Source organism: Streptomyces umbrinus (assembly GCF_030817415.1).
Lineage (GTDB): Bacteria > Actinomycetota > Actinomycetes > Streptomycetales > Streptomycetaceae > Streptomyces > Streptomyces umbrinus_A.
Genome location: NZ_JAUSZI010000002.1, coordinates 11907696 through 11933975, shown reverse-complemented (window position 1 = coordinate 11933975; position 26280 = coordinate 11907696). Strand labels below are relative to the sequence as shown.

Sequence of the window (26280 nt, the reverse complement as noted above, 5' to 3'; positions counted from 1 at the left end):
CACCGCCCAGGCAGTGGTCTTAGCGTGACGATCAACACTCACCGGGGCCCGGCGCATGATCCGTGTCATGTCGCCTGAAGGGCCGGTGTACCAACCCCAGGAGATTGACATGTCCGATGCCGTCAAGCCGGTTCAGCCGGTCCTGGAGCCTGCTGCGGCTGCCTTCGCGGAGGCGACCGCCAATCCGCCGTACCTCTTCGACCTGCCGCCAGCCGAGGGCCGCAAGGCGGTCGACGAGGTGCAGTCCGGCGAGATCGCAAAGCCCGCGATCGACGAGGAGTGGATCACTGTCCCGGGCGGTCCGACGGGCAGTGTCCAGGCCCGCGTCGTCAGGCCCGTCGGCGTCAAGGGCACGCTGCCGGTGATCCTCTACATCCACGGTGCGGGCTGGGTGTTCGGCAACGCCCACACGCACGACCGCCTGGTGCGCGAACTCGCCGTCGGCGCGAACGCCGCGGTCGTCTTTCCCGAGTACGACCTCTCCCCCGAGGCCCGTTACCCGGTCGCCATCGAGCAGAACTACGCGGTCGCGCGGTGGGTCGTGCAGCAGGGCGCGTCCAAGAACCTGGACGGTTCCCGCCTGGCCGTGGCCGGAGACTCCGTCGGCGGCAACATGGCCGCCGCGCTGACCCTGATGGCCAAGGAGCGCGGCGACGTCCCACTGACCCAGCAGGTGCTGTTCTACCCGGTCACCGACGCCGCCTTCGACACCGGCTCCTACCACCGGTTCGCCACCGGCTACTTCCTGCGCCGCGACGGCATGCAGTGGTTCTGGGACCAGTACACGACGGATGAGGCCGAGCGCGCCCAGATCACCGCGTCCCCGCTGCGCGCCACCACCGAGCAGCTCACCGGTCTGCCGCCGGCCCTGGTCATCACCGGCGAGGCCGACGTGCTGCGCGACGAGGGCGAGGCATACGCCAACAAGCTGCGCGAGGCCGGTGTCCAGGTCACCGCCGTCCGCTTCCAGGGCATCATCCACGACTTCGTCATGCTCAACGCCCTTCACGAGACCCACGCCGCCGAGGCGGCCATCACGATGGCCGCCGGTGCCCTGCACGCCGCGCTCCACAGCCAAACATGGTAGCCCCCCTGTCACTGCGGATCTTCCAGATCGTTTGGGACTCCTACAGGATTCCGCTCCGGGTGGAGTTCCGTTTCGACCGCGATGATCCCCTCGTCGTCTCGGTCACCTTCCAACCGGAAGGTGGGCCTCCCGTCACCTGGTGGATCGGCCGTGACCTTCTCCATGACGGCCTGCTGGCGCCGACGGGGATCGGTGACGTGCGGGTCTGGTCGACGATCAGCAAAGATCGGCCAGTGCTGCGCCTGCGCCTGGAGCGCTGCGGCAGGCGGGTGCTGTTCGAACTGGACCTGCACCGGGTGGAGGACTGGCTTTTCGAGACATACGACCTGGTCCCGCCCGGCGAGGAACTCACGGGTCTCGACTGGGACGAACTGGTGGCCAACCCGCTCGAGGACCACTGACCACACGTCGACGGCTCTTCGCGCTCTCCTCGCCGAGACGATAGGACGAAAAGAGCCGGCCGGAGCCGGCCACAGGAGACGTTCTGGTGCACACGCACCCCCGAGCCGGGAGTGTCGGGGGTGTGGTCGATCAAGCTGAGCCGGTGCAGGGCGCGCAGGGCCTGGCGTCCGGACGGCAGGCGGGTCAGACCTGACCGCCGGCGCACTCGGTCGCTCGCTCGGGAGGACGGTGGCCGGAGAGCGCAGACGCGCTGTTTTCCTCGTGTCCTGTGTCGTCCGAGTGCGCTCCGCCGAAGCCGGCTCCGGCTGGAGAGCAGGCGGAGCCTGTCGGAAGTCTTCGCGCACGCGGCTGCTCCCCCGGGCCTGCGGCTGTACGGATCGTCCTCTTCCACCTGCGTCGCGTACGTGTGAGAGGCCCTCCGTGGACGGCTGCATCGAGATTATGTTGCCAGCCACGCTTTTCTGCGCTACATTTATGTGGTCGGCCACAGAAGTGGTCGACGGAACCGCGAACACGGAGAGCGCCATGAGTGCTTCGACAGACACCCGGACCCAGGCCCGTCCGCCGTACGACCCCGAGCTGGGGGCCCTGCTGGATGCCAGCCCGCTGCCGACGACGATCACCGCTGAGATGATCGACACCCTGCGAGCCGTACCGTTCACAGCCCCCATCGAGGAGATCCTGGCCACCCGGGCCCTGGACCACCAGGTCCGTACCGTCCCGGTGGAGGGCGGAGAGGTGACCGCATCGGTGTTCACCCCGCGCCACGGTGCCGCGACCAAGGCTGGGATCTACTTCCTGCATGGCGGCGGAATGATCATCGGCGACCGGTACACCGGAATCGTCAACATCCTGGACTGGGCCCTGGAACACGACGCCGTCGTGGTGTCCCTGGACTACCGCCTGGCCCCCGAGCACCCCGACCCGACGCCGGTGGAGGACGCGTACGCCGGCTTCGTCTGGACCGCCGACCGCGCCGCCGAACTGGGCATCGATCCAGAGAGGATCCTCCTGGCCGGGACCTCCGCTGGCGGCGGACTGGCGGCGGGCGTATCCCTGCTGGCCCGTGACCGTCAGGGGCCTGTCGCGATGGCGCAGCTGCTGATGAGCCCGATGCTCGACGACCGCGACCGGAGCGTGTCCAGCAGCCAGTACTCCGGTACCGGTTCCTGGAGCCGGGAGAGCAACGTCACCGGCTGGACCGCCCTCCTGGGCGAGCGCCGCACCACCGATGCGGTCAGCGCCTACGCGGCTCCCGCCCGCGCCACGGATCTGTCGGGCCTCCCGCCGGCATTCATCGACGTCGGCTCCGCAGAGGTCTTCCGGGACGAGGACGTCGCTTACGCGTCCCGCCTGTGGGCCGCAGGCGTGCAGGCTGAACTGCATGTATGGGCCGGCGGCTTCCACATATTCGATGGCGCGGCTCCCGCGGCGGCCCTGTCTACCGCCGCACTTGCCGCCCGCAGCGCCTGGGTCCGCCGCACCCTTGGGGCCTGACCGCTGGGAGACCGGGACCGTTCCAGGTTCTTGTCGCGGCTGCGGAAGGCACCAGGTGCACCGGCAGGACAGAGCAGAAAGGAAGAGGACGTATGTCCATGGCTTACCTCGCCCAACCCGAACAGCAGCAGAAACTTGAGTGGATCGACGGGGGCACCTTCTCCGTCCTGCTTGACCAGGAGGCCACCGAAGGGAAGCTGACGGTGGGCCGGTTCGCCGTGGCCAAGGGGGAGGCGCCTCCCTTCCACCTCCACACCCGGGAAGACGAGGTCTTCATGCTGATCAAGGGCACCGTCCTGGTGTGGTCGGGGGAGGAGGAGCACGAGCTGCGTGAAGGGGGAATCGTCTACCTGCCCCGCAACGTCCCCCACTCCTACCGCATCACTTCCGACCGCGCGGACCTCCTGATGATCACCACCCCCGGCGGCATCGAGGGCATGTTCCGCCACGCCGGACGCGACCTCGCCGCACCGAGACCCGACGGCTTCGAGATTCCCAGGTCCCTGCTGGCCGAAGCCTCGGCACTGTACGGCGGGGTCATCCTCGGACCACCCCGCTGAGCACGATGCCCCCGGGCCGCACCGGCCGGGCCCCTGCACCATCGAAGGACGATCCATGCCTGCGTCGGACGCGAGTGCAGCCCGCACCTCGGCTCCCTCAGGCTCCTGGCCATCGAGAGGCTGTCATGCCCCTTCCCGTTCTGTTCGGCGCGAACGTTGACCCGCTCGTTTCGCCCGTCGGGCGTTCCGGCGACCACGCACTGCTCATCGACGAGCTCGGCCTGGACCTTCTGACTATCCAGGACCACCCCTACCAGGAATCGTTCGACGACACCTGGACGCTGCTCAGTTTCCTGGCCGCCCGGACCCGCAACGTCACCCTGGTTCCGACGGTCGCCTCACTCCCCCTGCGGCCCCCGGCCGTGCTGGCCAAGTCCGCCGCGACACTGGACAGACTGTCCGGGGGCCGGGTGCGGCTCGGCCTGGGGGCCGGAGCCTTCTGGGAGGCGATCGAAGCCATGGGAGGGGCGCGAAGGGAACCGCGGGAGGCCGTCGACGCCCTGGACGAGGCGATCGATGTCATCCGCGCGATGTGGAGTGGGCAGCGCAGCGTCCGGGTCCGTGGCGAGCACTACTCGCTCGCCGGCGTCCGTCCCGGCCCGGCCCCTGGTCCCGGCATGGGTCTGTGGCTCGGCTCTTACGGTCCGCGCATGCTCGCGTTGACCGGCGCCCGTGCCGACGGCTGGTTGCCGTCCCACGCCTACCTCGGACTCGATGCCCTGCCGGTGGCCGTAGGGCGCATCGACGACGCCGCGACCGCTGCGGGCCGTGACCCGTCGGCGATCCGCAAGGTCTACAACATCTCCGGAACCATCCAGTCCGCCGCAGACGGCCCGTTCAGGGGGCCGGTTGCCCAGTGGAGCGAGACCATCGCCGAACTGGTGACGACGGTCGGCATGAACGGCTTCGTCATCTGGCCCGAGCATGATCACGCGGAGCAGATCCGTGCCTTCTCCGCCGAAGTCGTCCCCGCCGTCCGCGAGACCCTGGGGCAGCTGGACTGATTCCGCCTGTGGGAGGCTACGGAACCCCCGCCGAGACTACCGGCCTCGTCGGGTACCCGCCCGGCCCTGAGGCCGCAGTCGTCACCGGAGCCCCTCTCACCGCAGAACGAGGGTGGAACGTCCACCGATACGCGCCCGAAGCGCGCAGATCACCCCGCCGTGCGAGCCGCGCGGCCTGCCGCGCGCGTCTCTGGTTGGTCAGAGGCCGGCGACCCGCCCGTACTGGGCTGGCGCGTGCCGGCCGAGTCGACGGCCTCCGCGGCGACCCCGGCCGAAGTCCTCTCCGAATGCTCCGGCGTGCGCTCCTGGCGGGTCCCTGGACGCTGACTCGGGGGCGGCGAAGCGTGCTGAGACAATTGCCGCTCCCCTGATCGGCGTGCGAGGAGAACAGAGATGACCGAGTCCACAGACGATTTTCCCAGTACGGTGCGGGAGGGCCGCTTGAGCTACGCGGTGTTCCAGTTGGCTCGAGCCCACCGAGGCTACGCGGCCGCCATGCTGCGCGAAATGAATCTACACCCGGGGCAGGAACTGTTGCTGATGCAGTTGTACGAAAGGGACGGGCAGACCCAGTCCGAGCTCCTCACGAGCGTCGGCCTTGACCACTCGACCGTTTCCAAGTCCCTGCGCCGGATGCAGGAAGCCGGGTTGCTGACTCGCGAGCCGGCCGCACACGACCGGCGCGTGATGGTCGTCCGGCTCACGGACAAGGGCCACGCCATGAGGAAGCCGATCGCTGCAATGTGGACCGTCCTGGAGGAGACCTCTGTTCGAGACCTGGCTCCGGGGGAGGCCGAATCCTTCATCGCCATCGCCGGCACCATCGAACGGGCGATCAACGATCGCCACCGCGTGGCTCCCCCGGCGGAGTGAGTTCCGGCAGTCGTCGTCGTTGCCCGGAGACCGGCGACGGCGTCGCTTAAGAACGAGCAGTATTGCCTGGTGTACGACCAGCCGCTGGAAGACCGCGGGCTGAGCTGGCAGAACTTGGTCACCTGGTGGGTTCGCCAGCATCCCGAGCACTCAGGCGACCCGACACAGGCGCGGATCTCTCTGCGGGAGCGGTTGCGGCGCTCCCTGGGCGACAACGGTGCCGAACTGCTGGTGTTCGACACCTACCTCAAGCTCGGCTTCAACCTGCCTGCGCTCATTCCACAGGTCTGCCTCCACTACGACCCTTACACCATCAGCGAGTTGGGCGGGGCCAGCCGCCTTGCCCGACAGAGGATGGACTTCCTGCTGCTGATGAACCATCGGGCCCGCGCAGTCATCGAGGTCGACGGCATCCAGCACTACGCCCGCCCTGCCGGCCGCGCTGCGGTGCAGGAGCCCGGAGTCGGCTGGCTTCCTGATCCTGCGCGCTACGCCTCGCTGGTGGCGGAGGACCGCGAGCTCACGCTCCAGGGCTATGAGGTCTACCGCATCGGTGGCCGCGAGCTGTGCGATGACGCGGCTGCCGAGATGCTCACCGGCTTCTTCGTACGTCTCCTACGCCGCCACGGCCATGCCGACTCGAGCTGACTACCGCTGACGTATCCCGGCCTCTCCGCTTGCACAACAAAGCCGGTGTATCTGAAATGCCCATTTCACTACAGTGTTGTGATGACTGAGCAGGAAAAGCTGGTTTCCCTTCAGCAGCGTAGAGCCGTATGCCCCTACCCGGACTGCGCCACTGGCACCGTGATGGACATGGTCGATCAGCGCATGATCGCTCCGGAGAGCCGCGAGTACGCGTTTGGCGGCTTCGGCGACGAGGGGTCCTTGCCTGTCCACCCCCACTCCTCGTGGACCCAGCAGGAATGCTGGGTGTGTCAGCTGTGCGGTCGCTCGGTCCTGGAAGTCATCGAGTGCAAGCAGACAGGCTGGGGCAAAGACGCCCGCATCGAAGAGCTAACGCGGCTGGTGCTGTGGCCCTCTCCCCCACCCCGCGTGCTGCCCCCGGACGTACCGGAGCGGATCCGCAGCGCGTACGAGGAAGCCTCACGGGCAGAAAACGCCGGCGCGGCCCGGCTCGCCGGCGTGGGATACCGGTCGGCGGTGGAAGAGCTGTGCAAGGACCAGGGCGCCACGCATCACACCCTGCACGGAAAGATCCAGGAGCTCGCGGCCAAAGGCCTGCCTGCCGACGTCATCACGGCGCTAGACGAGACGCGAGTCGTCGGGAACGACAGTGTGCATCACGGCGTCGCGTACTCCGCCGAAGAACTCGCTGACATCGCCGAGTTGGTCGCCGAAGCCGCGGTTCTCCTCTACGTCCAGCCCGCGCAGCGACGACGCATGGCGGAATCGCGCAGAAGGCGTCACGAAGCAGCTCAGCAGAACCCGTGATGCACGCTTGTTGAGTCGACTCAGCGTCTTGGGCTCAGACGGCGGTTGACGCCTACATGGTCTGCCTATGCCTCTGAGTCGTCTTCGGCATCCTCGGCCATGGAGATCGCTGTGCTCATGTCGAGTCCCAGACGCTGTGTGGGGAGGGACACGCCTGAAGATCGCCACCTGGATCACCGGGTTCTACAACTCCCGACGCAGGCACAGCGCGGCCGACGGGCTACCGCCGGAAGAGTTCGAACGGTTCATCATCGAAGCACGCGAGCGGCACAGTCAGGAAAATCGGGCCGCATAACCAAAGCCTCTACGTTTCCAGGGGATTGACACCCTGCTTCCTCGGGCGTGCGGTGTCGAGCTGCTTCATCAGGTCTTCGCGCAGAGAATCCAGGATGTGGTTGCGCCTGTCCGCCAGGGGAGGCAGCAGGGCGACGGTGCCGGTCACCGGGGCGACGCCGACGTTCACACGCTTGGCTGCCCGGCGTGCCCGCTCTGTGAGGACGTCGATCTCAGCTGCGCGGGCAGGCATGGTCTTGCCGGCATACCGGTGGAAGACCGTGCCTGGGTAGAAGTTCTGGTGCTCCTTGCGCAGGGAGTGGATGGGATCACCCCAGCGTGGAGGGAAGACATCGACGAGCATGACGTGCCGCGTTCCCTCGCCGTTGTCGAAAGGGACGTAGGTGAACTGGTAGCGGTCGAAGTCGCCGATGTAGCGCCCCAGCCAGGCGTCGACCTTCTCGATGTCATGTGTGGCGACCCCATGCAGCGCCTCTTCCTCAACCCCGACCAGGAGGTAGGCGTGACCTCCGGCCCACTGCGCGGCTACGTCGGGCATCCGGTTGGCGAACCCGAGGATCGCCTTCGAGACGGTGAAGGCTCCTTCGGCCTTCGAGACGTCCAGACGGGACTTCCACTCCAGCCAGCGCGTTTCGTCCGCGCTGCCCGCGTCGAGGACGGCTTCGATCAGCGCTCGCTGTCTCTTCAGCCCGACTACCGGTTGGTCTGCGTCGAAGTTCAGAGTCATGGTCGTCCCGCGGTCCTTCGTCTCAGTGGGACCTCCAGCATGCTCGTCGCCAGTGAGGAACGGCACAGCAGCAGCAAGGAGTTCGGCCTCCACACTGGCCAGATCCGGAGGTCCGGCGGGGATGGCACCCACCACCGACGCAGCGGAGGCGGAGGGGCCGGGGGCGGGGGGGCGGTGGGGCGGTGGGGGGGTAGGGGTGACGCGGCGGGCCGCGGTGAACGCCGCCAGAGCCGTACCGAGGCGCTCACCCCCGGGTGTGGGCGGCAGCGGCGGGCGGCGGGCGGCCAGGTCGGCCACCGCCTGGCGCAGCCCGGCAAACCCGGTGAAGCAACATGAGGTGAGCCAACAGCGGGGATCGCAGGGAGCGACCGGGTGATTCCCGAGCGATGTCGTTCCGTTTTGTTGACCCTTCGGGTACCGATCTGCTGCCACTGCATGTTCGACCAGGAGGGTTCCATGAACAGTCGCATACGTCTCACTCCGGACAATCCACTTCATCGAGTGGCCACAGCTGCAGCAACCACTCTTCAACACCCTCGTAGTACAGCTCGTCACCGATGAGGGCTTCAGCCTCGGCACGGCCCCGGCAGTGAGCCTTCAGTCGGTAGGAGCCGGAGTGCTCGACCGGCAGCGGGTCGCCAACAAGGCCGCCGTCCCATTCACGCAGAAGTAGGCTTCCACTGTCAGACCGAAGATCAACCTCTTCCACGACCTCCCACAGCGAGGGGTCTTGAGGGTCCGGTTGCGCCGACCAGACTTCAACCCTCACCAGCGGGTAGAAGTCGTTCCCGCCTGTTCGAAGGATGGCGCCATGCCCCGCAGCCACCACCATCTGGGGCGATCGCGCCCATCCGTCCGGGGCTTCCACACGGGCCCCGTCGTCAACTAGCTGGAAATGCCGGTACTCGATGCGTGGCATCGCATCCTCCACGACAGCGAGCAGTTGACGATCAGTCATGAGCGGTCCTTCCCGGGCGAACGTCCCTTCGGCCTGGCATGGCTGGTCTGGCCGAAGGGACGGTTATGGCTGAGGCGCGGTCACCCTACCGGGGGAATGCGCTACTGGATCACGATGACGTAGAAGGGGTCAGCGTCGAGCACGCGCTGCCGGTCGTAGAACTGCCCCAGGCTCCGTCCAGCGGCTTGATTGTCAGAGGAGATCAGCGCACGTGCCGAGTACCGGTTGTCCTGGGCGGCTGCGCCCTGCGTAGTGGACTGGAAAGGGTATTCGTCGCAGTCCAGGCCGCGTGAGGCGTAGTCGGCGCCGAAGAACTCCTTGCACGTGCGCACGGCCTGTGCATGATTGTTGTCGCGCAATCTGGTGTCGTGGAAGACGCGGTTCAGTGGCTGGCCGCTGGTGACCGATCCCGGCACAGTTTTGCCCGACCACGTGGGGAACGTGGTCTCGGGTTGCTCCTGGGCGTCGACGATGTGCTGGGCCGTCTCGTTCACATCAGGATTGGCGACCGACAAGTCGTACCAGAGTTCCTGTGTCAGGTCGAAGACACAGCCCTGCTTCTGAGCGGGATAGCTGGCGGAGTCGCAGCGAAACCCGTTTTGCCCCGTGGTGACGGGGGTTTGCCCGGAGATTGAAGCCGTGCCGTTGAAGTCGTACCAGCTCAGCTGAGGTTCCCCCTGCCGGTCGGACAGCTTGATACTGGGACGGATGGTCCCGGAGGAAGCAGTCACAGGTAGTGAGCCAGAAGAGCAACATGAGTAAGCGGTACACGGCCGAGTTCAAGCGGGACGCGGTCGCCTTGGCGTTGTCCTCGGAGAAGACGGTCACCGAGGTGGCGAGGGATCTGGGCGTGAGTCCGGAAGGGCTGCGCGGGTGGGTGAAGCAGGCGAAGATCGACCGCGGTGAGGGGCCCGCCGGGGCTTTGACCACTGCGGAGCGTGAGGAGCTGGTCCGGCTGCGGCGGAAGGTCCGCGAGCAGGAGGCCACGATCGAGGTTCTGGGAAAAGCGACCGCCTTCTTCGCTCAGGACAAGATGAGGTAGGCACCGCGGCACGGTGTCACCTCATCGATGCGGAGAAGGCATCGGAGGGGAATCTCGCAGGTCACAGCGTTGCGTTTCTGTGCCGTGTGCTGGGGGTGTCCCGTTCCACCTACTACGCGCACAGGGCGGCAGGGCCGGCCCGGGCGGTGCGGGAGCGGGCCGAGGAGGTGCTGGTGGGCGAGATCCGGGTGCTTCACGCCGGATCTCGCGGTGCCTACGGGCCCCGCGGATCCACGCCGCCCTGCGGCGGGCCGGGCGGGCGGTGAACTCCAAGAAGGTCGAGCGGCTGATGCGCAAACACCGGATCGCCGGGATCACCCGCCGCCGGCGTCGGGGCCTGACCCGGCAGGCGAAGCGGGCGGTGTTCGCGCTCGACCTGATCGGCCGGGACTTCACCGCACCCCGGCCCGGGATGCGCTTGGTCGGAGACATGACCGAACTTGTCACGCTGGAAGGCAAGTTGTATCTGGCGACCTGCATCGATCTCGCGACGCGGGAGGTGGTCGGCTGGGCGATGGCCGACCACCACCGCGCCGAGCTGCCGGTCGCTGCCCTGCGGATGGCGGCCGGGCGTGGCGGCCTGGAGTACCGCTGCATCATGCACACGGATCGCGGCAGTGAATACACGAGTGACGAATTCCGCACCGAAATAGGCAAGTTGCGCATGAGGCAGTCGATGGGACGCGTCGGCTCTTGTTACGATAACGCCGCCGCGGAAAGCTGGTTCGCCATCCTGAAAGCGGAGATCGGGACGACCGTGTGGGAGACCCGCGAGGCGGCCCGGGCCGACGTTTTCCGCTACATCGAGGTCGAGTACAACCGCAGCCGACTCCGTCGGCACCCCGACTACGGGTACGTCACCCCGCTCGAAACGAGATCCCTGCTCAGGCAGAACCTCGCCCCGGCAGCGTAAACACCCGCTGTCCAGTTCGCGGGGGGAACTTCAGTTCTTCCTTCTCGTTCAACTCGCACAGCTGGACACCGAGTTGCGTGTGGCGTTCTTCGTCGGGCAGCAGGCCTTGGAGGCGGCCCCGCTCGGCGTGATGCTGTTCGAGGGCCAGCTGCAGCTGGGGGATCTCGGCGCGGGTGTGGGCGGCCGGCAGCAGCGTGCGGGCGGTTTCCTCCGCGGTTTGGGCCGTGCGGAGTACGAGAGCGCTGCGCTCAAGGCCGTCCAACAGGGGGCGCAGGGGTTCGGCGCGTTGGCCCGTCTCCAGTTGCTCGCGCAGGTGCGGGTGGCCGGCGGCCCTCTGGTCCAGGGCGGCGCGCTGCGCGAGGGCTTGGCTGTGCCGGCGTTGGTGGGTGTCGAGGGCGACGGCGCGCTGACGGTCCTGTTTGGCCCTTTCGTGGGCTTGGTCGCTGAGTTCCTCGGCTGCCAGAGCGGCGGTTTGTGCAGCGTGGGCGCGGGCGAGCAGGTCCTGGGCCCAAGTGAGGGCGGCGGCGGGGTGCTCGGGGCCGGGGCGGACGGGCTGGTCCGAGGTGGTGTCGGCCTCCTGGAGGGAGGGGCCGGCTTCCTGGTCGATGCGTTCGCTGAGCTGCTGTACTGCGGTCGCGACTTCCTCGAGGTCGCTTTTGGTGGTCTTGCTGCGCGTGGTGAGCCAGTTCTGCAGTTCTTGGAAGCGTCCGGTGTCGAAGAGCCTGCGCAGCAGCGAGGCGCGGTCTTTGGCGTCGGCCCGCAGGAATTTCGCGAAGTCTCCCTGCGGCAGGAGAACGACCTGGCAGAACTGTTCCTTGGACAGTCCCAGCGCCGCCTCGATCTCCCGGGAGGCGTCTTCGTGTCTGGCGCTGACCGGCTCCCAGGCGGTGGAGTCGTCCGCGGTGGCGGTCCGTTCGTGGAGCTGGACGGTGGCTTCGGCGGTAGCGGTGCCGCTTTTGGCGCGCGAGCTGGGATAGGTCTGCTTGGGCATCCGGGTGATCCGCAGGCGGCGGCCGGCCGCGGTGAACTCGAGGACGACCCTGGTGCGGGTGTCGTTCGGGGCGTGGTCGCTGCGCAGGCGGTGGGTGGGGCGGATGCCGGGCACGGTGCCGTAGAGCGCGAAGCAGACCGCGTCCAGGATGCTGGTCTTCCCTGCACCGGTATCGCCGCGCAGGAGGAACAGGCCTGCGCTGGTCAGGGCATCGAAGTCGACGTCTTCGGTGCGGGCGAACGGGCCGAATGCCTGGACGGTCAAATGGTGGAGATACATCAGCTGGCCTCTCGCGCGGCGGCTTGGGTGCGGACGCTTTCCAGTCCCTCGTGCAGCAGGTCCTGCTCCGCGCGGGTGGCCGGGATGCCGGTGACGTGGTGGAGGAAGCCCAGGCCGATCCCGTGGTCGGTGCGGCCCTGGACGCGGGACCGGTAGGACTCGCTCCCGTTGTGGCGCTCATGAGAGAAGCTCAGCTTCAAGGCGTGGGGGAAGCGTTGCTGCAGGCGTTCCATGGCCATGTGCGGCCGGTCCGGGTCGGTGAGAGTGATGTGCAGCCAGCATGGCTCGTACTCGGTGTACTCGGGGCTGGTCAGCAGGTCCTGCAGGGTGCCGGACATCTGGCGCAGGCGGCGCGGGACGGGGCACAGGAGCTTGCGTGCCGTGATGGCGGTGTCGGCTGCCAGGTCGACCAGCCACATGGCCTTGGGGTGATCGGCTTCGGAGAAGGAGTAGGCCAGCGGGGATCCGCTGTAGCGGATGCGTTCGCTGATCTTCTGGCAGCGGTGCAGGTGCCCCAGCGCCACGTAGTCCGCCCCGGTGAAACCTGAGGCGGGCACGGAGGGAACGCCGCCTGCGGTGATGTCGCGCTCGCTGTCACTGGTGTCCGCGCCCGTGACGAACGCGTGGGCGAGGACCACCGAACGGATACCGGAAGGCCTGGCTGCCAGGTCTGCCCGGACCTGGTCCATGGCCGCACTGAGTACCGCATGATGACTGGCACGTTCCGCGCCGAAGTGGGCGTGAACGAGGCCGGGTTCGAGGTAGGGAAGGCCGTAAAAGGCCACCGGTCCGTGCTGGTCCTGCAAGATGACCGGACGGGCACAGTCCTCCACGCCGGTCCGCAGATGGATCCCTGCGCGCTCGATCAGACGGGCGTTGACCCCCAGTCGGCGCGGTGAGTCATGGTTTCCGCTGATCATGACAAGCGGGACCTGAAGGGCGGCGAGTTCTTCGAGGACCCACTTGAACAGGTCTACCGCGTCCAGCGGCGGGATGGCGCGGTCGAAGACGTCGCCAGCGACGGCGACGTCCTCAACCTCTTCTCGCTGCACCGTCTCCAACAGGTGCTCCAGGAAGGCGCGCTGCTCGGCCAGCAGGGGATGTCGGTGTAGCTGGCGGCCGAGGTGTCAGTCCGAGGTGTGCAGGATCCTCATGAGCACAGAACGTAACCACAGCGACAGCCGTTGCAGGAGGTTTTCCCGATAAACAGACCCCTTTAAGGGGATACAGCAATAGAAAAGTCATCCTGGTTCACCGTCCGCGTCAACGCGAGTGATGGATCCTCAGAACCCGCTCGCAGTCCTCGGTATGCGGCTCTTGATCATCGGAACCGCCGGTCCCCAAGCTGGCGACCCTGCGCCCGGCAGCCGCTCTGCCGATGTCCTCACCCGCGTCCAGCCCACCCGGGCCCAGGCCTACGTCTGCAAGTTCCTTCACCGCGCCCGCACCCAACTCGTCATCGTCGCCTGACCAGTTTCGAGAAAGAACTTGCCGCGGGCAACCTGCCTGACTTCCAACGTCTGCGGCTCATGTGACGACGGCAACTGCGGCACCACTCGGTGCACCGATGACCACCCTGTGTGGAATCGCCGACCGACTCGACATCTTCAGCACCCGCTGGGGCCCTGCCATCGCCGCCGCACTGACGACGGCACGGGCGCGTACACGGTCGCATCGATGACGGCGAAGTTCCAGGATCAGCCTATGCATCGACGGATTCGCGGATCGTGGCTGTCCCGGAGCGAACGGTGAAGATCCCACTTCCCGGAGGGATTTCCTCTGAACGGGCCTTGAGATCTTCAACGTCCATGGCTTCCGGCCATCGGGTCGTGGCCGTCGACCAGCGCACGCCGGCCAGGTCGATGTCAGCCAGGACAGCGGTGCGGAGGTCTGCTGCGGTGAAGTCGTCCAGGAACGTCCTCACCTCCGCGAACTCAAGTGTCGGGAAGTTCTGAAGTCCGGACCTCCGGGTGAGGACCTTGCGCATGTGTTCGGGGCCTTCGGCGGAGAGATGCCGTACAGCCCAGTCTCCGCGCTGTACGAGATCACCCAAGTCGTCCACTAGACGGCGTGCGCGGTTTACGGCTTCGCTGAGATGCTCTGCAGCTTCACGGGCGGCCCGACGCGCCTGAGCCCGCCGGATCCCGGAGCCGCCGTCGGCCCCACGCCGCGAGGCGAGTTCACCGGCTAGGGCGCTTGCATCAGCAAGCTTCCGAGAGATGTGCCGGATCTCCAGAAGAACCTCGTCCAGCGACTCGACAAAACCGTGGCGTAGAAAACCCTTCACCTCCTCCAGCACATGGCAAAGCCGTGCTGCGGCGCGATCGAGCTTGCCTGAGAAGTGCCGTGCGGCCTCGTAGTCGGCCTCTCGACCGGACAACGCGTCATCGAGCAGGCGTACGTACGGCTGGATATCCCGCCAGCCGGGGGCCGCCGTCTCAAGTGTTTCAAGGGCCTCGCACCCCGCCACCACGTCCGGGTGCACCCGCAGGGCGATTCGGACCCGAGGGCTCACCCTCGACAGGAGTTGCTCCATCGTGGGCGCCTGGGGCAAGGAAACGGCCGGCTCAGGCCCCTCTTCGGTGGGACCTGTTCCCGGCAGGACCGCGGCGAGTCCAGCTTCGACATCAAGCACTGCGTCCAGGCGATTCACCATGGTGTCGTGGCTGGACTGAAGCAGAACCTCGCGCAGGCCGGCCTCGACATCCAGGACGTCCCCGAGTTCGTCTAGAAGAAGACTCTGCTGCCCGTCGAGCCAGGGGCCCAGAACACCATCGTTGCCGTACACAGCGTCGTGATCGGTCACTGTCCCACCTCCCGCCTGCGGAATTGCTCCGTGGCTGTCCGGCGGGCTTTCTTCAGGCTCGCCCGCACCGCTTCCGGGGATATCTGGAGCTGCTCGGCGATCTCGGACGGCGTGAAACCGCTGAACGTCCAGGCCAGCACCTGCCGCTGCCGGGCTGGAAGCCCCTCCAGCACCCGCAGAGCCTCCTGCCGGCACTCCCACTCACCCACTTCATCCGGCCGGGGTAGCAAAGATGTTAGTTCGGGGACCTCTTCGACCAGGTCCTCTCGTACGTCGGAGATCTTCCGGACCAGAGCGCGGGACGCGACCGTATAGACCCACGGCCGTGGGTGCTGAATCTCATCCCACCGCTGGTAGGCCTTGACCATCGTGGCCTGGGCGATGTCGGCGGCATCGGCCACGTTGGCCCCGTGGTTCACCAGAAAGGCCACCAACATGCGCACCGTGCTGCGGTAGAAGGCCGAGAATTCCTGGTCGACTGTCCACTGCCTGCGGCCCTGTTGATAAAGAGCTCCCCATCGAGCGGTGGACGGCGACGCGGCCGGTAAATCCCCGCCACCCGTCACTTCATCCTCACTCATATGCCGCCCCGCCCCTCAGCGGCCGGTGCGGGCAGAAGCCGCATCCGAAGCCGGTGCCCGTCAGCGCCTGAGGTCTCGAACTCCAGCCGCCCACCGGCTGCAGCCGCCCCAAGCGCACCCGCCAGGCACCGCTGCCGGGCCAGTTCCTGCTGCGCCCGCCACCGCAGGCGCAGCCACAACGCCAGCAGTCCACACCCCTTCGCGGTGCCGATCGACACGATGGTGACAACAACCATTGCCGAGTCCACGCAGGTCTCCCTCCCTGTCGGGACGGACCCACAGCAGGCCCGTCATGAGCTAAGAGCCCACGGGCACCTTCAGCGTGAACTCCCCGAGAAACAAAAGAAATTGAGGCAGGTCACATCGCCCAGGACGACACGGCCCGGTCGGACAGCTTGTCTGTCCGGCGTTGACGTCGCCCATGACGCCTGCGGCTGGTGGCGCCACCCCGTGGGCCTGCACCGTGCCCGCCCCGATCTCTCCCCTGCCGACGTTCCCCGCCCGACGTCGCCGCCGCGCTGACGGCGGCCGGGCGCGGCGGTCCCGCCGACCCGCAACTGCTCCTCGCGCCATGGCCGTTCGGCCACTGCGGGGCTCGATAATCCGGGCAACGCCATTGGGACCGTCGGGCGTACGGACCGCGTGGACGCGGCCGTGCTCGGCGAGCATCGACAGCGCGGTACGGCGGCCGCCGTCCAGCCACGCCTCCAGCGCGGCCCGTTCCGCGTGTCCTTCTGGCGCCGGTTCTCGCTCAGCTCCAGGCCGTCGACGATCTCGTGGGCCCGCTTGAAGCCGCCGTCGACGCCGATCGCCTTCAGCTGTGCCCAGTCGCCGATCTCGACGACCTTCACGCCGTACTCGGCGGCCGTCGTGAGCAGGTCTGCGACGTCGCGGTCATCCACCATCGCGGCCTCTTCGGAGGACCAGGGCCTATCCGCGCGAGCAGTCGATCTTCGTCGGCCGCCGCGCTCCGCGCCGGGACCGCCCACTGATCACAGTCGCCACGTCGGGCCGTCAATACCCTCCGGCAATACGGACAGCAAGTAGGCGCCCGGCATCCGCTTCTTGGGGAACGGCGCACTGTAGTTCCTGTTGAATCTTCCGAACTGCGTTTTCGTACGCTTCTGAGCGGTCCCCGCTGTCGATGGCCTCTCGGAATCCGGTGAGTTCCTCGAGGGTTGCGGGGCGCTTTCCGTAGTCGTGCTGGGGGAAGAGCGGGTCGAAGGAGGAGAGGATCTCGCTGTTCTCCGCGTACGAGATCCATGTGGATCCTGTCTCGCTCAGTCTTGCAGACAGGGCGACCGTGTCACGGGAAGCGGCGGCGAGGATTTCGTCACTCGCAAGGTAGGGTCCTTCGGACTCGATAACGAAGGACCAGTTGTTGTGGGTTCCGGCACGCAGCAGCGGACCACTGTTGTCGAGCATGCCGCTGCTGTGCAACTCATCCACGTTCAGCTCGGGGACGTCGTCTTCGTCAATGTCTTCCCCGAGCGCTTTGACGGCATCTGCTTCGAGGCGGGTCACGAGGACCGGCTGAATCTCTCCTCCTGACACCCTGGTCAGAAGCTCGGTGGGGGAAACCCCTCTCACGAAGAGGGCGCAGTACCCGGTTCGGTAGAGTTGCGAGTTCGGAAAGATGCTGGTGCTCACGGTGCTACCTCGTTTTATTAACCAACCACTGCGCGGCCCGGACCGCTGAACAGCGTCCGGACCGCGTATTCCGCGCGGGTATTAATTTACCGGCTGGCCGGCGTCCACCCAGTAGGCGTCGCCCTCAAGGAGACGCCACTCCACTGTCCTCCTGCCGAGGTCGCCGCCCACGCCCTCATTCTGGTTCTTCGGCATGCTGGCGCGGGCGCACTTTGCGTCTGCGGCAGGCATCTTGCCCTGGTTGAGTCCGGGCCAGGTGAGGGACAGGTACTGCTTGCCCTCGATGGTCTGGGAGGTGACCATGTACTGCTGGCAGGACGCTCCAGAGGTGACCCCCAGCTGTCTGCCGCTCTCCTTCGTCCTGGCGAACGGGAACTCGTCGCACTGAACTGGCGGCGGGGTACTCGTGTGGGGCTTGAACGTGCTGTCGCAGACGACGGCGCGGTTCTTGCTCACGACGCTCTCGTCCGACTCGCGGTGCAGAGGCTGCCCGCGGCCCTCCCAGCCCGGGTGAGTGGCCATGCTCGCCTGGACCATGCCGATGAACTGACGGGCCTGGCTGTACTTCTGGTCCACCACGAAGGTGGGGGTGAACGCCGGCACGATGCAGCCCTTGGTGGAACCGTTGATCTCCTTGTCGCAGCGCACCATGTACTGGCCGGCGCTCGGCTCCCCGGCGTCTCCCCACCTGGCCGTACCGTACGTCCCTCCGATGTTGACGGTCAGCGCATAGCTGATGAGGAAGGACTTGTTCCCCGCGTTCTCGGTCCACAGGCGGGTGATGCCGCCGTCGATGGACCCACCGACCGTGATCGGTCGAGGAGCGTTCCACGGGTCTGCGTTCTGCTTACAGCTGGCGTTGAGCGAGCAGACCGCGTCCACCTTCACTGTCATCACACTCGACGTGATGTCAGCCGATGTGAGGTCGAACTTCATGTACTCGAAGAACTCGGGGTTCGAGTTCTGGGTGTCGATCTCCTACTCAAGGGTGCCGTAGGCCTTGCCGAAGATCATGCCTGTGACCGTGTCCATCAGGACAATGACAACGCCACGCCGCGAGCAAATGGAATCACGTGTCACATAGACCTGATTCTCTGCCTTCTCTCCACACCACACCACGCTCGCCGCAGACGAGGCTGACGAACCCTGTGTCTTTGCAAGCTCCTGCGGGGTCTGCCATTCGAAGCAAACGGCCCGCTTCTGGCCGGACTCCCTGAGAGCCTTCAAGTTGCGCTTTGTCTCAGCACAGTTGGACTTCGGTGAAGCCTGCCCTGTTGCAGGGAGAGCTTGGAAATCCGATGGCTGATCGCCTACCTTCTGAGCGGCCAATCCGGTGCCGGTCCGTCCGTCATCCGCCGTTGCGGATACCGGTCGAGCCGAAGACGTTGTATCGGCACTGGCCGTGATGGGCACAAGTAACGCGAGGACTGACGCTGCGACCACTGCCAGAGATCTTCTCGTTCTGGTGCGCAAAATTTCCCCCAGGTCGTCGTACGGACGCGCCTGCGTCCGTCTCGACGGATCAGGCAATCACGGCATGATCACTCCGTCAACGATCACTTTTGGACAGCAAACGACAGCGACAACAGCAACGAATACCGGCCATCGGCGTCACCATGAGCATCTCCAATTCTGGAGCGCCGGGTCAGCAGCCACACTCTTCTGGTCCGGCCCTTTCCGGATGCAGGAACACTTCTGACATCGCATCCGCCGCCGGCAGTCGACTACAAACCGACGCCCACGGGAAGTACTCCGCCCTCTGAACCCGTCGGCTTCCGCAGCTCGTTGTGCGGAACCGGCAAAGGGCATCCATCAGGATGCTCGTCAATCCAGGACAAGCCACCCATGTCGAGACGACGGCGAGTGCGCGTGACCGCGACGTAGGCGAGACGGGCCTCGGCGTCGTCGATCGGGCCGGGCAGAGCACGGCCCGCGTCGTCACGCTGATCGCTGTCTTTGGGCGGGGTGAAGTCGTCAGCGACTTTCACGCAGGCCCATTCACGCCCTTTGGCCTTGTGAGCGGTGGAGACGGTCACCTCGGCCTGCGCCTCGAGGGCGAGTTGCGCAACAGCGGCGAGAATGGCGCCAGGGCCATGGGTGTCGACAAGGTCGACCAGCGGCAGCAGATCCCGTCCGGCCGGATCGTGGGCAGCGTAGTCCTGCAGTTCACCCCAAGAAGGGAACAAGAGCAGTTCGGGATGAGTGGTGCGGCGGCCTTCCTTGAGGTCACGGGCCGCCAGGGCCAGAGCGCGCAGGCTGTCCCCTCCCCCGGCCAGGGCTACCCGGTAACCGTCGGCCATCAGGTCCATGACCTGGATCATGGCGCCGACGTTGGTGCGGCACAGCATCGCGTCGGGCCGGGTGACGGGGCCGAGTTCGGTGGGAACCGTGGTGGTGCCGGTGAGGCGGATCGGGGCATCTGCGATGGCCAGCCAGCGGTTGGCCTCATCGGCGAGCCGAGGACCGAAGCGGAACGACTGCGACAGGGCGAGCTGGATGCCGTCGAACCCGGTCATGACGTCTTTGGCCCCGCGCCACTGGTAGATCGCCTGAGCGGAGTCGCCGACCATCACCAACTGGGCATGGCTGCGCTGGCTGAGGAAGATCTGCTCCACGACCGGGTTCGTGTCCTGGGCCTCGTCCAGCAGGAGGAAGTCGGTACCGATCTTCGGCTGGGTGAGGGCCCAGATCTTCAGGTAGTGGTCGTGGTCGAAACGAACGGCGCCGTCGTCGGGGTGTTGAAGGTCGGCCCAGGCCTTGCGGGCGAACGGGACGATGTGTGCGGCGAGTTCGGCGTGCAGGTCGCGGTCTTCGAGGCCGCGCAGGTGCGGGACGTGGTGACGGGTGAGGGCAGGGTCGGCGGTGTGGCAGAAGCGGGCCACAGTGCGCAGGGTGGCATACGAGAGTGCCTTCGGGGACAGGTCGCGTTCGCCGACGCGGATCCCTTTGGTGATGCCGAGGGCCTGTCCGGTCTGCCAAGCGGGGCGGCGGGGAGCGTTCAGACGTTGGATGTAGCGGTGGCCGGTGGCTGCGTAGGCCAGGGCGTGGGCGGTCTTGCAGGTGACGGTGGAGGGGAAGCGGGCGCGGGCGTCCTGGGCGATGGCCCGGTTGTAGGCGAGGTAGCGGCCGCGGCGCTTGGTGGTGCGGGCGAGGAGCTCCAGGGTGGTGGTCTTGCCGGTGCCCGCTCCGGCCTGCAGCGCCAGGTGGCCGCCGGAGTGGAAGGCCTCGGCCGCGGCGGTCTGTTCGTCGGTCGGGTTCACGGCTGAGGTACTCCCGTGGTCTGGGTGAGAGCGCGTCCGACGGCCGCCAGGAGGTGCGCGGCGGTGGTGTGGGCGAGGAGGTGCCTCACCTCCTGGTCGAGGCGGTCGGCCTCGTCGCTGGCGTGCTGGGCCAGGGCACGGTGCAGGGCCAGCTGTACGAAACGCTCGGGGCTGTGGCCGGCGCGGTCGGCGGCGGCCTTCAGGGCGATGCGGGTGGCGGGCGGGAGGGCGATGTTGAGCAGGACCTGCCCGCTCTTGTCCGGGTAGTGGGTGGTGATCACGTCGATGGGCAGCTGTGTGTCGAGGAGCCGGCGCAGGCGGTGCGCGGACCTGCCGGGGGTTTTGGCGGGCAAGAGGGCCATGAGGCGGGTGGTGTCGTGGTTTGCCGCGAGCGGCATCACGCGGGTGGCGTGGCGGAGTTCGGCGGGGGCGAGGGGCCGGGTCAGGGTGATTTCCAGGGCGTGGTGCGGCATCGTCACGCCTCCCTGCGGCGGCTTGGGGGGTGTGGGAGGCGGGTGTGGAGGTGCGCCGCGTGTAGCAGGGGGTCGAAGACCTGCCATCCGGCCAAGGTGAGGTCGGCGGCTCCGGGGGTGGCAGCGTGGGCGGGGCAGCGCTGGGTGCGCCAGCGCAGCTGCTCGGTGTAGGGCAGGCGGCTGAGGTCGTAGACGGCCATCAGGGCATCAGGCAGGGCGAGTTGGCCGTGCTGCGGGCCGACGGGCAGGAGCGTCCAGATGCCGGCCGGGGTGCGGGGGTCGAGGACGGGGTGGGGGCAGCGGCGGCGCTGGCGTGTCTGGGCGACGCAGCGGATGCCGTCGATGGGGCCCTCGGCGAGGTAGCGGCCGAGCAGGAGCTGTACGACAGCCCGGTCCGGACAGCCGCTGTCGGCGGGGGTCTCGCAGGGGGTGGGCGGGGCCTGGGTGATGGCGCCGGTGTCGATGAGGCGGCGGGTACGGACGGCGAGTTGGCGGCGCATGGCCTCGATGTGCGGGCTCATCCGGATGGTTGCGGTGCGGCCGGGGCAGAGCACGGCGTGCGGGATACGGCACCAGGGGCTGCCGTCGCCGTGCGGGTGGGCGATGCCGCTGCTCAGGTGCCAGCGGCAGGAGGCCGGTACGTCAGTGGTGGCCAGTTCGGCAGGGTGCAGGGCGATGGGCCGCTGGTCGGTTCGCTGGTAGAGGTCGATGCGGTGACCGCACTGACGGCAGCTACTGCTCTGGCCGGCGCGCAACAGGCGGCTGGGGCTGGCGGCGGCCACGCGCAGCGGGCGGCGCGGGTGCATGGTGCGGGGGCTGCCGTCCCGGTGGCGGCTGGTGGAGGCGGTGTTGGGGCACATGGCCCGGACCGTGCCAGGTGCCACGCCATGGTGGTGGGGGCGACGAGGGCCGTGTCCCACGGACAGCCCAGCGGCGTCGAACGCAAGTCCGCGCAGGCGAGCGTGCGTTCTGCCTCTGCTCGCCGGTTCGGGTGATTCATGTGGCCCGCCAGGGCGGGTGCGGCCGGGTCAGGAGCCCGTGGATCCGGGCGGGGTGTGGTTGTCGCAGAGCGGGCTCAGCAGGTGCTCGATGGGGACATCGAAGGTGTGGGCGAGGGCGTGCCAGGTGGTGATGCTGCCGGTGGTACGTCCGTGTTCGAGGTCGATGAGGGTGCGCCGGGCCAGGCCGCTGCGGTCGGCGAGTTCATCGAAGGTCCAGCCGCGTTCGCCCCGCAACCGTGGGAGCGTCACGCGCAGCGCGGTGAGGTCGGGGTCGGGCGGCAAGATCGTCACCCCACCATCCGACGGTGCAGACCCCTGCCCCGTCAGTGCAGACCTCTGCACTATTTGTTAGGGAAGGGGTGACATTCGTGGTGCAGGATCAGCACCGCAGCGTGCCTGGCTCCCGTTTCCAGACGTCTGGGACACGGAAGCTCAGCGGCACGGACCAGATCGGAGGACGACGAGCCGGATGAGGCTCTCCACGCATGACACGATGCCGCGCATCTGGACCGTACGGCTGCACTCGCAGCCGGGAGGACCGCTGTTGAGCTGCCCTCACTGCACGCTTCACGGCTACCGGCCGCCGGCCTCCTCCGCACGGTCGGCCGCGCTGACCCATCTGGCCCGCCATGCCCAACACGACGCGCTGCCGGGGCATCTGCGGACTTGCCAGTGCCGGGCGCGGGGCTGCTCATGGCACCCGCGCCGCCGCGGCTGCGCCGGCCCGGTGCTGCTGGCGGCGACCTGTGACCGCAGCGGACGGATGTGGCGCCTTGCGGATGCCTGTGCCGCCTGCGCGGCCGCCACCAGTTACACCGCCGTCGTACCCGACACGTTGCCCGGTCCGGCGCCCGCAGTGGCGACGAGTCGGACAGCCCGGCGCAGCAATCCCCTTCACGGGCCGGGCGAGCGGCTGTGCGTACGGGAAATGCTCACCTACCTTGCGGTGGCCCTGCCCCGATACTCCTCCCCCGCCGCCCGCCTGCTGGCCCTGCAGTGCGCGCTGCGCGCCGACCATCAGGGGCATGTCCGGCTCCCCAACGGCTTCCTGCGCGGCATGCGGCTGCGGGGCCGTACCGAACTGTGGAGTGAACTCGAACACGCCGGATGGCTGATCTGCCCCGCTCGGCCACACTCCCCCATGGAAACCCGTCTGCTCGATGCGGCCATGCAGAGTCAGGCCTCCGGCCGCAGCGCCCGTGCTCGCGCGGCCCACTGGGCTCTGCACCCCACTCCCCTGGCCGCGCCGCGCGGGATGGCCCCCTCGGTGCAGCTCACCGCCCTGACACTCGCCGCCCACACCTGCGACAGCACCGGAAGCGCGGAACTCGACGTGCTCACCCGCCTGTGCGGCCAGTCCCCGCAACAGCTGGAGGACCTCCTCGACCAACTCGTCCGCTCCCGCCTCCTGACCGGCTGGCGGCACATCAGCCACGAGGAGATCTCCTGGCGCCTGTCACCTCAAGTCGAGGTGGGCCGGGCGGCGGTTCAACGATGACGGCACGACTGCCAATTTCTGGGTGTGGCGCACCCCGTATCCGCTGACTGTCTTGCTTTCACGGGAGAGTGATGTGTCACTCAGCAGGAACATCTGGTTCCGCTCGCGCGTACTATCTCTAAATTCCGGCAGGCTGCCGCAGTGGTGTCCTGCGGGCCATCCGGTCACCACAGACGGAATACCTCCATCCCCTGGCACACACGGTTCCTACTCTTCACCACCGTGCTCGCGCACTGCAGAAAGGCCCATGTCATGTCTCAAAGCCAGGCCAGCAGTACCGAATTGACGTCGCAGTACATCACCCAGATCACAGGTGATCTGGAGCTCAACACCAAGGAGCAGGAACGCATCGGGGCGGAAGTGGAGGCCCTGCAGGAGCAGCTGCGCACTCTGCAGCATGACCACACCGTGTTGGTGAACATGCAGCAGGCACTCGGCGGGGCGAGCCCCGCCAGCGAGGCGGCCACCAAGGCCGTTGCGTCCGTGCCCCGCCAAACTGCCGCCGAGCCCAAGCGCAGCAGGCCGAAAAAGACCGCCACCGCTGATGCAGGCAAGGCGGCACCCAAGAAGCCCGCCGCTAAGGCCTCGTCCGCAAAGGCGTCCAAGGCAGCCGGCAAGCCATCCCTCGTCGATCTGATCCGCAACCACCTCAAGCAGCAGAACGAGCCGCGGTCGGCCGCCGAGATCTCCTCCGCACTCACCCAGGCCCACCCCGACCGCACCATCAAAACCACCGTCGTGCGCACCACGGTCGAAGGGCTGGTCGCCAAAAGCCACGCCCACCGCACCAAGCAGGGCTCATCCGTCTTCTACACCACCGCCACCGCCCCGCAGTCCGCTGAGCCCCAGCCTCAGTCGGAGGCAGCAGCCAGCTGAGCAGCCGCCGGAGCACCCACCGCACAACCAGCAGGCCCGGTACCGGTGTCGCCAGGCTGGAACGTCAGCGCACAGGGGCCAGGCGGCGGGCTGCGGTCCGGGACTGCGTAGCGGATTTTGTCCCACGGCCTCGGGATCTGCGGCACATCGCCTCTGGCACGGGCAGCAGGGCCGAACAGGCGCTGCCCCTGGCCAGCGAACTCGCCGCCCATGTCTCTCCGTGCTGTGACCACGACGTCAACGGCCATATCCCTGGTGTGGTTCACCGCCCGCACGGGTGAGCGCACGACGCGCGGCCGATGGCAGCACGACAGAGGTCCACTACTACGGAAATCACGAGCTACATACGCGGGTGCTGGCGGCGTCCGCTGCTGGACTGCGCGCCGGCCAGGTTCAAGTACGCCGTTTCGGTGGTCGACGTGTGGGGGCCACTTCCTGGGCTCGTACTGGATGGCGATCCACCGAGCAATACGTCGGCTTCGAGCGGCGGGGAGAACACGCCGGGTCAGTTCAGCTCCTCCAGCTGCCGCCGTACCTCGGCCGTCAGCGGGTCGTCCGGGCGCAGCGCCCGCTCGCACCGCTCGAGCGTGTCCCGAAGCAGGTCCACCGCCTCACCCCTGCGCCTGTGGGACGACGCGAGAAGCTGGGCCAGATTGCACAGCGCCGCCAGTGTGTCCAAGGCGTCAGGACCGTGTGCGCGTTCCCGGGCCCGCGCCGCTGCCCGAACGTCGTCCGGCTTGCCGCGGTACTCCGCCAACTCGCAGGCCCTGATCAGCTCCTCCCGTACGTGACCGGTGTCCGGGTGCTCAGCGCCGAGCGCCCGCTCGGACCGGTCCAGCGTCTCTTGCCGAGCGGGACGTGCGCGCGCTCGCGACGTTGGAGCCGAACGTATCCCTGCATCGGGTCGTGTTCTTCCTACACGAGCGCGGACTGCTCACACCCGACCACGACCGAACGACGCCCACCAGCCCCTCACTGGCCCGCCTGGACACCGCCCGCACAGACGCCTGGCACCGCCAGGCCATCGAAGCCAAGCTCCAACAACTCCCCGGCGCCATGGCCGACCAGATGCGGACGTGGGCCGCCGTCCGCCGCGGAGAGGGGCGCCGACCCCACCCACCCGCCGATTACACGCGCATCCGTCGCGACCTGCACGTCGTTCTCCCCGTCCTAACTCTCTGGAGCCAGGACGGACTGGACCTGCGGGAGATCACCACCGCGCACGTGACCTCCGCCCTCGGTGACCGGCAGGGACACCAGGCCCGCGGTGTCCACCATGTCCTGCTCAGTGTCTTCCGCGCCCTCAAACAGGAACGTACCGTCTTCACCAACCCACTCGCCGGGCTCTCCCTCACCACCCCCGTACGGCTTCCCGAACCACTGCCCATGACCGCCCTCGACCTTGCCCGAGGGACCCTCACAGTCCACCTACGCGGCCAGCCGCACACGGTCTACCTCGACACGCTGACCCGCCGCCTCCTGGACGAGTGGCTCCAGGAACGGCATGACCAGTGGCCCGCATCCCCCAACCCGCGTTTGCTGGTGACGACGCACTCGGCGCACCACCCCGCCCTTCCGCCGGTCAGTTACTGCGCACTGCGCCGCGCGTTCGACCGCACCGGAATCACCCCGCGCCAGATGTGGAGCGACCGCGTACTGGACGAGGCCCGGCAGACCGCCGACCCGGTACATCTGGTGCACCTGTTCGGCATCCATCCTGGAACCGCCGTCCGCTACGTCCACGCCGCCCACCCTGACAAGGCACTGCCCCACACCCGCTGACCTCGGTTGATCAGAACGGAGGCAAGCAGCGCGGGTGAGCACAAGCCCGCCAGGAGCCCGCTGCCACAGGCAAGCCCGGTCACCCCGGATGCGTGGTCCTGACCTACAGGGCACCCGCCAGTGCGTACGTGGGGCCAGGCGGGCGGGTCGAGCAAGGAGGCCTACCCAGCGCGGGGTCGACACGTCAGGCAAGGCGGCGCCAGGGGAAAGGGGGGATCTTTTGTCCCTGGATCGATTGTGCCTTCACACGCTGCAGCCTCAAGAGAAGGAT

At 67.6% G+C, this 26280-nt stretch carries 31 protein-coding genes; 15 read left to right on the top strand and 16 right to left on the bottom strand.

What is annotated here, in order from left to right:
* Positions 1-109: 109 nt before the first annotated feature.
* The 8 genes from QF035_RS53270 (at position 110) to QF035_RS53235 (ending at position 6878) form a co-directional block, all read left to right on the top strand.
* Positions 110-1087: an alpha/beta hydrolase gene (locus QF035_RS53270; RefSeq protein WP_307530261.1), complete on the top strand. Its 978-nt coding sequence runs from the start codon at positions 110-112 to the stop codon at positions 1085-1087.
* The gene (locus tag QF035_RS53265) at positions 1081-1488 is read left to right on the top strand and encodes an SsgA family sporulation/cell division regulator (protein ID WP_307530259.1); all 408 of its coding nucleotides are present in this window, start codon (positions 1081-1083) and stop codon (positions 1486-1488) included. The genes QF035_RS53270 and QF035_RS53265 overlap by 7 nt, the downstream gene beginning before the upstream one ends.
* Before the next feature lie 526 nt (positions 1489-2014).
* Positions 2015-2986, top strand: a complete 972-nt coding sequence (locus QF035_RS53260) for an alpha/beta hydrolase (protein ID WP_307530256.1) — start codon at positions 2015-2017, stop codon at positions 2984-2986.
* Positions 2987-3078: 92 nt separating this feature from the next.
* Positions 3079-3546, top strand: a complete 468-nt coding sequence (locus QF035_RS53255; RefSeq protein ID WP_307530254.1) for a cupin domain-containing protein — start codon at positions 3079-3081, stop codon at positions 3544-3546.
* Between the two features lie 125 nt (positions 3547-3671).
* Positions 3672-4550, top strand: a complete 879-nt coding sequence (locus QF035_RS53250) for an LLM class flavin-dependent oxidoreductase (protein ID WP_307530251.1) — start codon at positions 3672-3674, stop codon at positions 4548-4550.
* A gap of 393 nt (positions 4551-4943) precedes the next feature.
* Positions 4944-5423: a MarR family winged helix-turn-helix transcriptional regulator gene (locus QF035_RS53245; RefSeq protein ID WP_307530249.1), complete on the top strand. Its 480-nt coding sequence runs from the start codon at positions 4944-4946 to the stop codon at positions 5421-5423.
* 69 nt (positions 5424-5492) lie between these two features.
* On the top strand, positions 5493-6071 hold the full coding sequence (locus QF035_RS53240) for a hypothetical protein (RefSeq protein WP_307530247.1): 579 nt from the start codon (positions 5493-5495) through the stop codon (positions 6069-6071).
* A gap of 81 nt (positions 6072-6152) precedes the next feature.
* Positions 6153-6878 carry a DUF4145 domain-containing protein gene (locus tag QF035_RS53235; protein WP_307530245.1) on the top strand — a complete coding sequence of 242 codons (726 nt, stop codon included), beginning with the start codon at positions 6153-6155 and terminating at the stop codon, positions 6876-6878.
* 304 nt (positions 6879-7182) lie between these two features.
* Here QF035_RS53235 and QF035_RS53230 read toward each other — a convergent pair whose 3' ends face one another.
* The 3 genes from QF035_RS53230 to QF035_RS53220 form a co-directional block, all read right to left on the bottom strand.
* Positions 7183-7899, bottom strand: a complete 717-nt coding sequence (locus tag QF035_RS53230) for a hypothetical protein (protein WP_307530244.1) — start codon at positions 7897-7899, stop codon at positions 7183-7185.
* Between the two features lie 475 nt (positions 7900-8374).
* Positions 8375-8857 carry a hypothetical protein gene (locus QF035_RS53225; RefSeq protein WP_307530242.1) on the bottom strand — a complete coding sequence of 161 codons (483 nt, stop codon included), beginning with the start codon at positions 8855-8857 and terminating at the stop codon, positions 8375-8377.
* A gap of 101 nt (positions 8858-8958) precedes the next feature.
* Positions 8959-9588, bottom strand: a complete 630-nt coding sequence (locus QF035_RS53220; RefSeq protein WP_307530240.1) for a NucA/NucB deoxyribonuclease domain-containing protein — start codon at positions 9586-9588, stop codon at positions 8959-8961.
* 23 nt (positions 9589-9611) lie between these two features.
* On the opposite strand from QF035_RS53220, the gene QF035_RS53215 reads away from it, so the two are divergent.
* The 3 genes from QF035_RS53215 (at position 9612) to QF035_RS53205 (ending at position 10812) form a co-directional block, all read left to right on the top strand.
* Positions 9612-9899: a transposase gene (locus QF035_RS53215; RefSeq protein ID WP_123471932.1), complete on the top strand. Its 288-nt coding sequence runs from the start codon at positions 9612-9614 to the stop codon at positions 9897-9899.
* Between the two features lie 95 nt (positions 9900-9994).
* Positions 9995-10165, top strand: coding sequence for a hypothetical protein (locus QF035_RS53210; protein WP_307530238.1), 171 nt, complete (start codon positions 9995-9997; stop codon positions 10163-10165).
* Complete coding sequence (locus QF035_RS53205) at positions 10162-10812, top strand: IS3 family transposase (RefSeq protein ID WP_307530236.1); 651 nt, start codon at positions 10162-10164, stop codon at positions 10810-10812. Before QF035_RS53210 ends, QF035_RS53205 begins: the two co-directional genes overlap by 4 nt.
* On the opposite strand, the gene QF035_RS53200 is transcribed toward QF035_RS53205, so the two are convergent.
* Together QF035_RS53200 and QF035_RS53195 are read right to left on the bottom strand one after the other, a co-directional pair.
* Positions 10784-12082 carry an AAA family ATPase gene (locus tag QF035_RS53200; protein ID WP_307530234.1) on the bottom strand — a complete coding sequence of 433 codons (1299 nt, stop codon included), beginning with the start codon at positions 12080-12082 and terminating at the stop codon, positions 10784-10786. The two genes, QF035_RS53205 and QF035_RS53200, sit on opposite strands and share 29 nt — an antisense overlap.
* On the bottom strand, positions 12082-13179 hold the full coding sequence (locus tag QF035_RS53195) for an exonuclease SbcCD subunit D (protein ID WP_307532009.1): 1098 nt from the start codon (positions 13177-13179) through the stop codon (positions 12082-12084). Before QF035_RS53195 ends, QF035_RS53200 begins: the two co-directional genes overlap by 1 nt.
* 211 nt (positions 13180-13390) lie before the next feature.
* Between QF035_RS53195 and QF035_RS53190 the strand changes: the two genes are divergently transcribed.
* On the top strand, positions 13391-13552 hold the full coding sequence (locus tag QF035_RS53190; protein ID WP_307530233.1) for a hypothetical protein: 162 nt from the start codon (positions 13391-13393) through the stop codon (positions 13550-13552).
* Between the two features lie 232 nt (positions 13553-13784).
* Here the strand turns inward: QF035_RS53190 and QF035_RS53185 are convergent, their stop codons facing one another.
* The 10 genes from QF035_RS53185 to QF035_RS53140 form a co-directional block, all read right to left on the bottom strand.
* Positions 13785-14888 (bottom strand): hypothetical protein, encoded by a 1104-nt coding sequence (locus QF035_RS53185; protein ID WP_307530231.1) that lies wholly within the window; start codon positions 14886-14888, stop codon positions 13785-13787.
* Positions 14885-15469: an RNA polymerase sigma factor gene (locus QF035_RS53180; RefSeq protein ID WP_307530229.1), complete on the bottom strand. Its 585-nt coding sequence runs from the start codon at positions 15467-15469 to the stop codon at positions 14885-14887. The genes QF035_RS53185 and QF035_RS53180 overlap by 4 nt, the downstream gene beginning before the upstream one ends.
* A complete protein-coding gene (locus QF035_RS53175) occupies positions 15466-15717 on the bottom strand; it encodes a hypothetical protein (protein ID WP_307530227.1) in 252 nt (83 codons plus the stop codon). Before QF035_RS53175 ends, QF035_RS53180 begins: the two co-directional genes overlap by 4 nt.
* A 69-nt stretch (positions 15718-15786) precedes the next feature.
* The gene (locus QF035_RS53170) at positions 15787-16458 is read right to left on the bottom strand and encodes an AAA family ATPase (protein ID WP_373466898.1); all 672 of its coding nucleotides are present in this window, start codon (positions 16456-16458) and stop codon (positions 15787-15789) included.
* 25 nt (positions 16459-16483) lie between these two features.
* Positions 16484-17119 (bottom strand): DUF6461 domain-containing protein, encoded by a 636-nt coding sequence (locus QF035_RS53165; RefSeq protein ID WP_307530225.1) that lies wholly within the window; start codon positions 17117-17119, stop codon positions 16484-16486.
* 81 nt (positions 17120-17200) lie between these two features.
* The gene (locus QF035_RS53160; RefSeq protein WP_307530224.1) at positions 17201-18016 is read right to left on the bottom strand and encodes a hypothetical protein; all 816 of its coding nucleotides are present in this window, start codon (positions 18014-18016) and stop codon (positions 17201-17203) included.
* An 827-nt stretch (positions 18017-18843) separates the two neighbouring features.
* Positions 18844-20379 carry a UvrD-helicase domain-containing protein gene (locus QF035_RS53155; protein WP_307530222.1) on the bottom strand — a complete coding sequence of 512 codons (1536 nt, stop codon included), beginning with the start codon at positions 20377-20379 and terminating at the stop codon, positions 18844-18846.
* A complete protein-coding gene (locus QF035_RS53150; RefSeq protein ID WP_307530221.1) occupies positions 20376-20858 on the bottom strand; it encodes a hypothetical protein in 483 nt (160 codons plus the stop codon). Before QF035_RS53150 ends, QF035_RS53155 begins: the two co-directional genes overlap by 4 nt.
* Complete coding sequence (locus QF035_RS53145; protein ID WP_307530220.1) at positions 20855-21712, bottom strand: DUF6083 domain-containing protein; 858 nt, start codon at positions 21710-21712, stop codon at positions 20855-20857. Before QF035_RS53145 ends, QF035_RS53150 begins: the two co-directional genes overlap by 4 nt.
* Before the next feature lie 168 nt (positions 21713-21880).
* Positions 21881-22144: a helix-turn-helix transcriptional regulator gene (locus QF035_RS53140; protein WP_307530219.1), complete on the bottom strand. Its 264-nt coding sequence runs from the start codon at positions 22142-22144 to the stop codon at positions 21881-21883.
* Positions 22145-22322: 178 nt separating this feature from the next.
* Here QF035_RS53140 and QF035_RS53135 point away from each other — a divergent pair, with 178 nt between their 5' ends.
* The gene (locus QF035_RS53135) at positions 22323-23351 is read left to right on the top strand and encodes a hypothetical protein (protein ID WP_307530217.1); all 1029 of its coding nucleotides are present in this window, start codon (positions 22323-22325) and stop codon (positions 23349-23351) included.
* A 222-nt stretch (positions 23352-23573) separates the two neighbouring features.
* Complete coding sequence (locus tag QF035_RS53130; protein WP_307530215.1) at positions 23574-24227, top strand: hypothetical protein; 654 nt, start codon at positions 23574-23576, stop codon at positions 24225-24227.
* A 505-nt stretch (positions 24228-24732) separates the two neighbouring features.
* Here the strand turns inward: QF035_RS53130 and QF035_RS53125 are convergent.
* Positions 24733-24906 carry a tetratricopeptide repeat protein gene (locus QF035_RS53125; RefSeq protein WP_307530212.1) on the bottom strand — a complete coding sequence of 58 codons (174 nt, stop codon included), beginning with the start codon at positions 24904-24906 and terminating at the stop codon, positions 24733-24735.
* Positions 24907-25133: 227 nt separating this feature from the next.
* Between QF035_RS53125 and QF035_RS53120 the strand changes: the two genes are divergently transcribed.
* Positions 25134-26009, top strand: coding sequence for a hypothetical protein (locus QF035_RS53120; RefSeq protein WP_307530210.1), 876 nt, complete (start codon positions 25134-25136; stop codon positions 26007-26009).
* Positions 26010-26280: the final 271 nt, after the last annotated feature.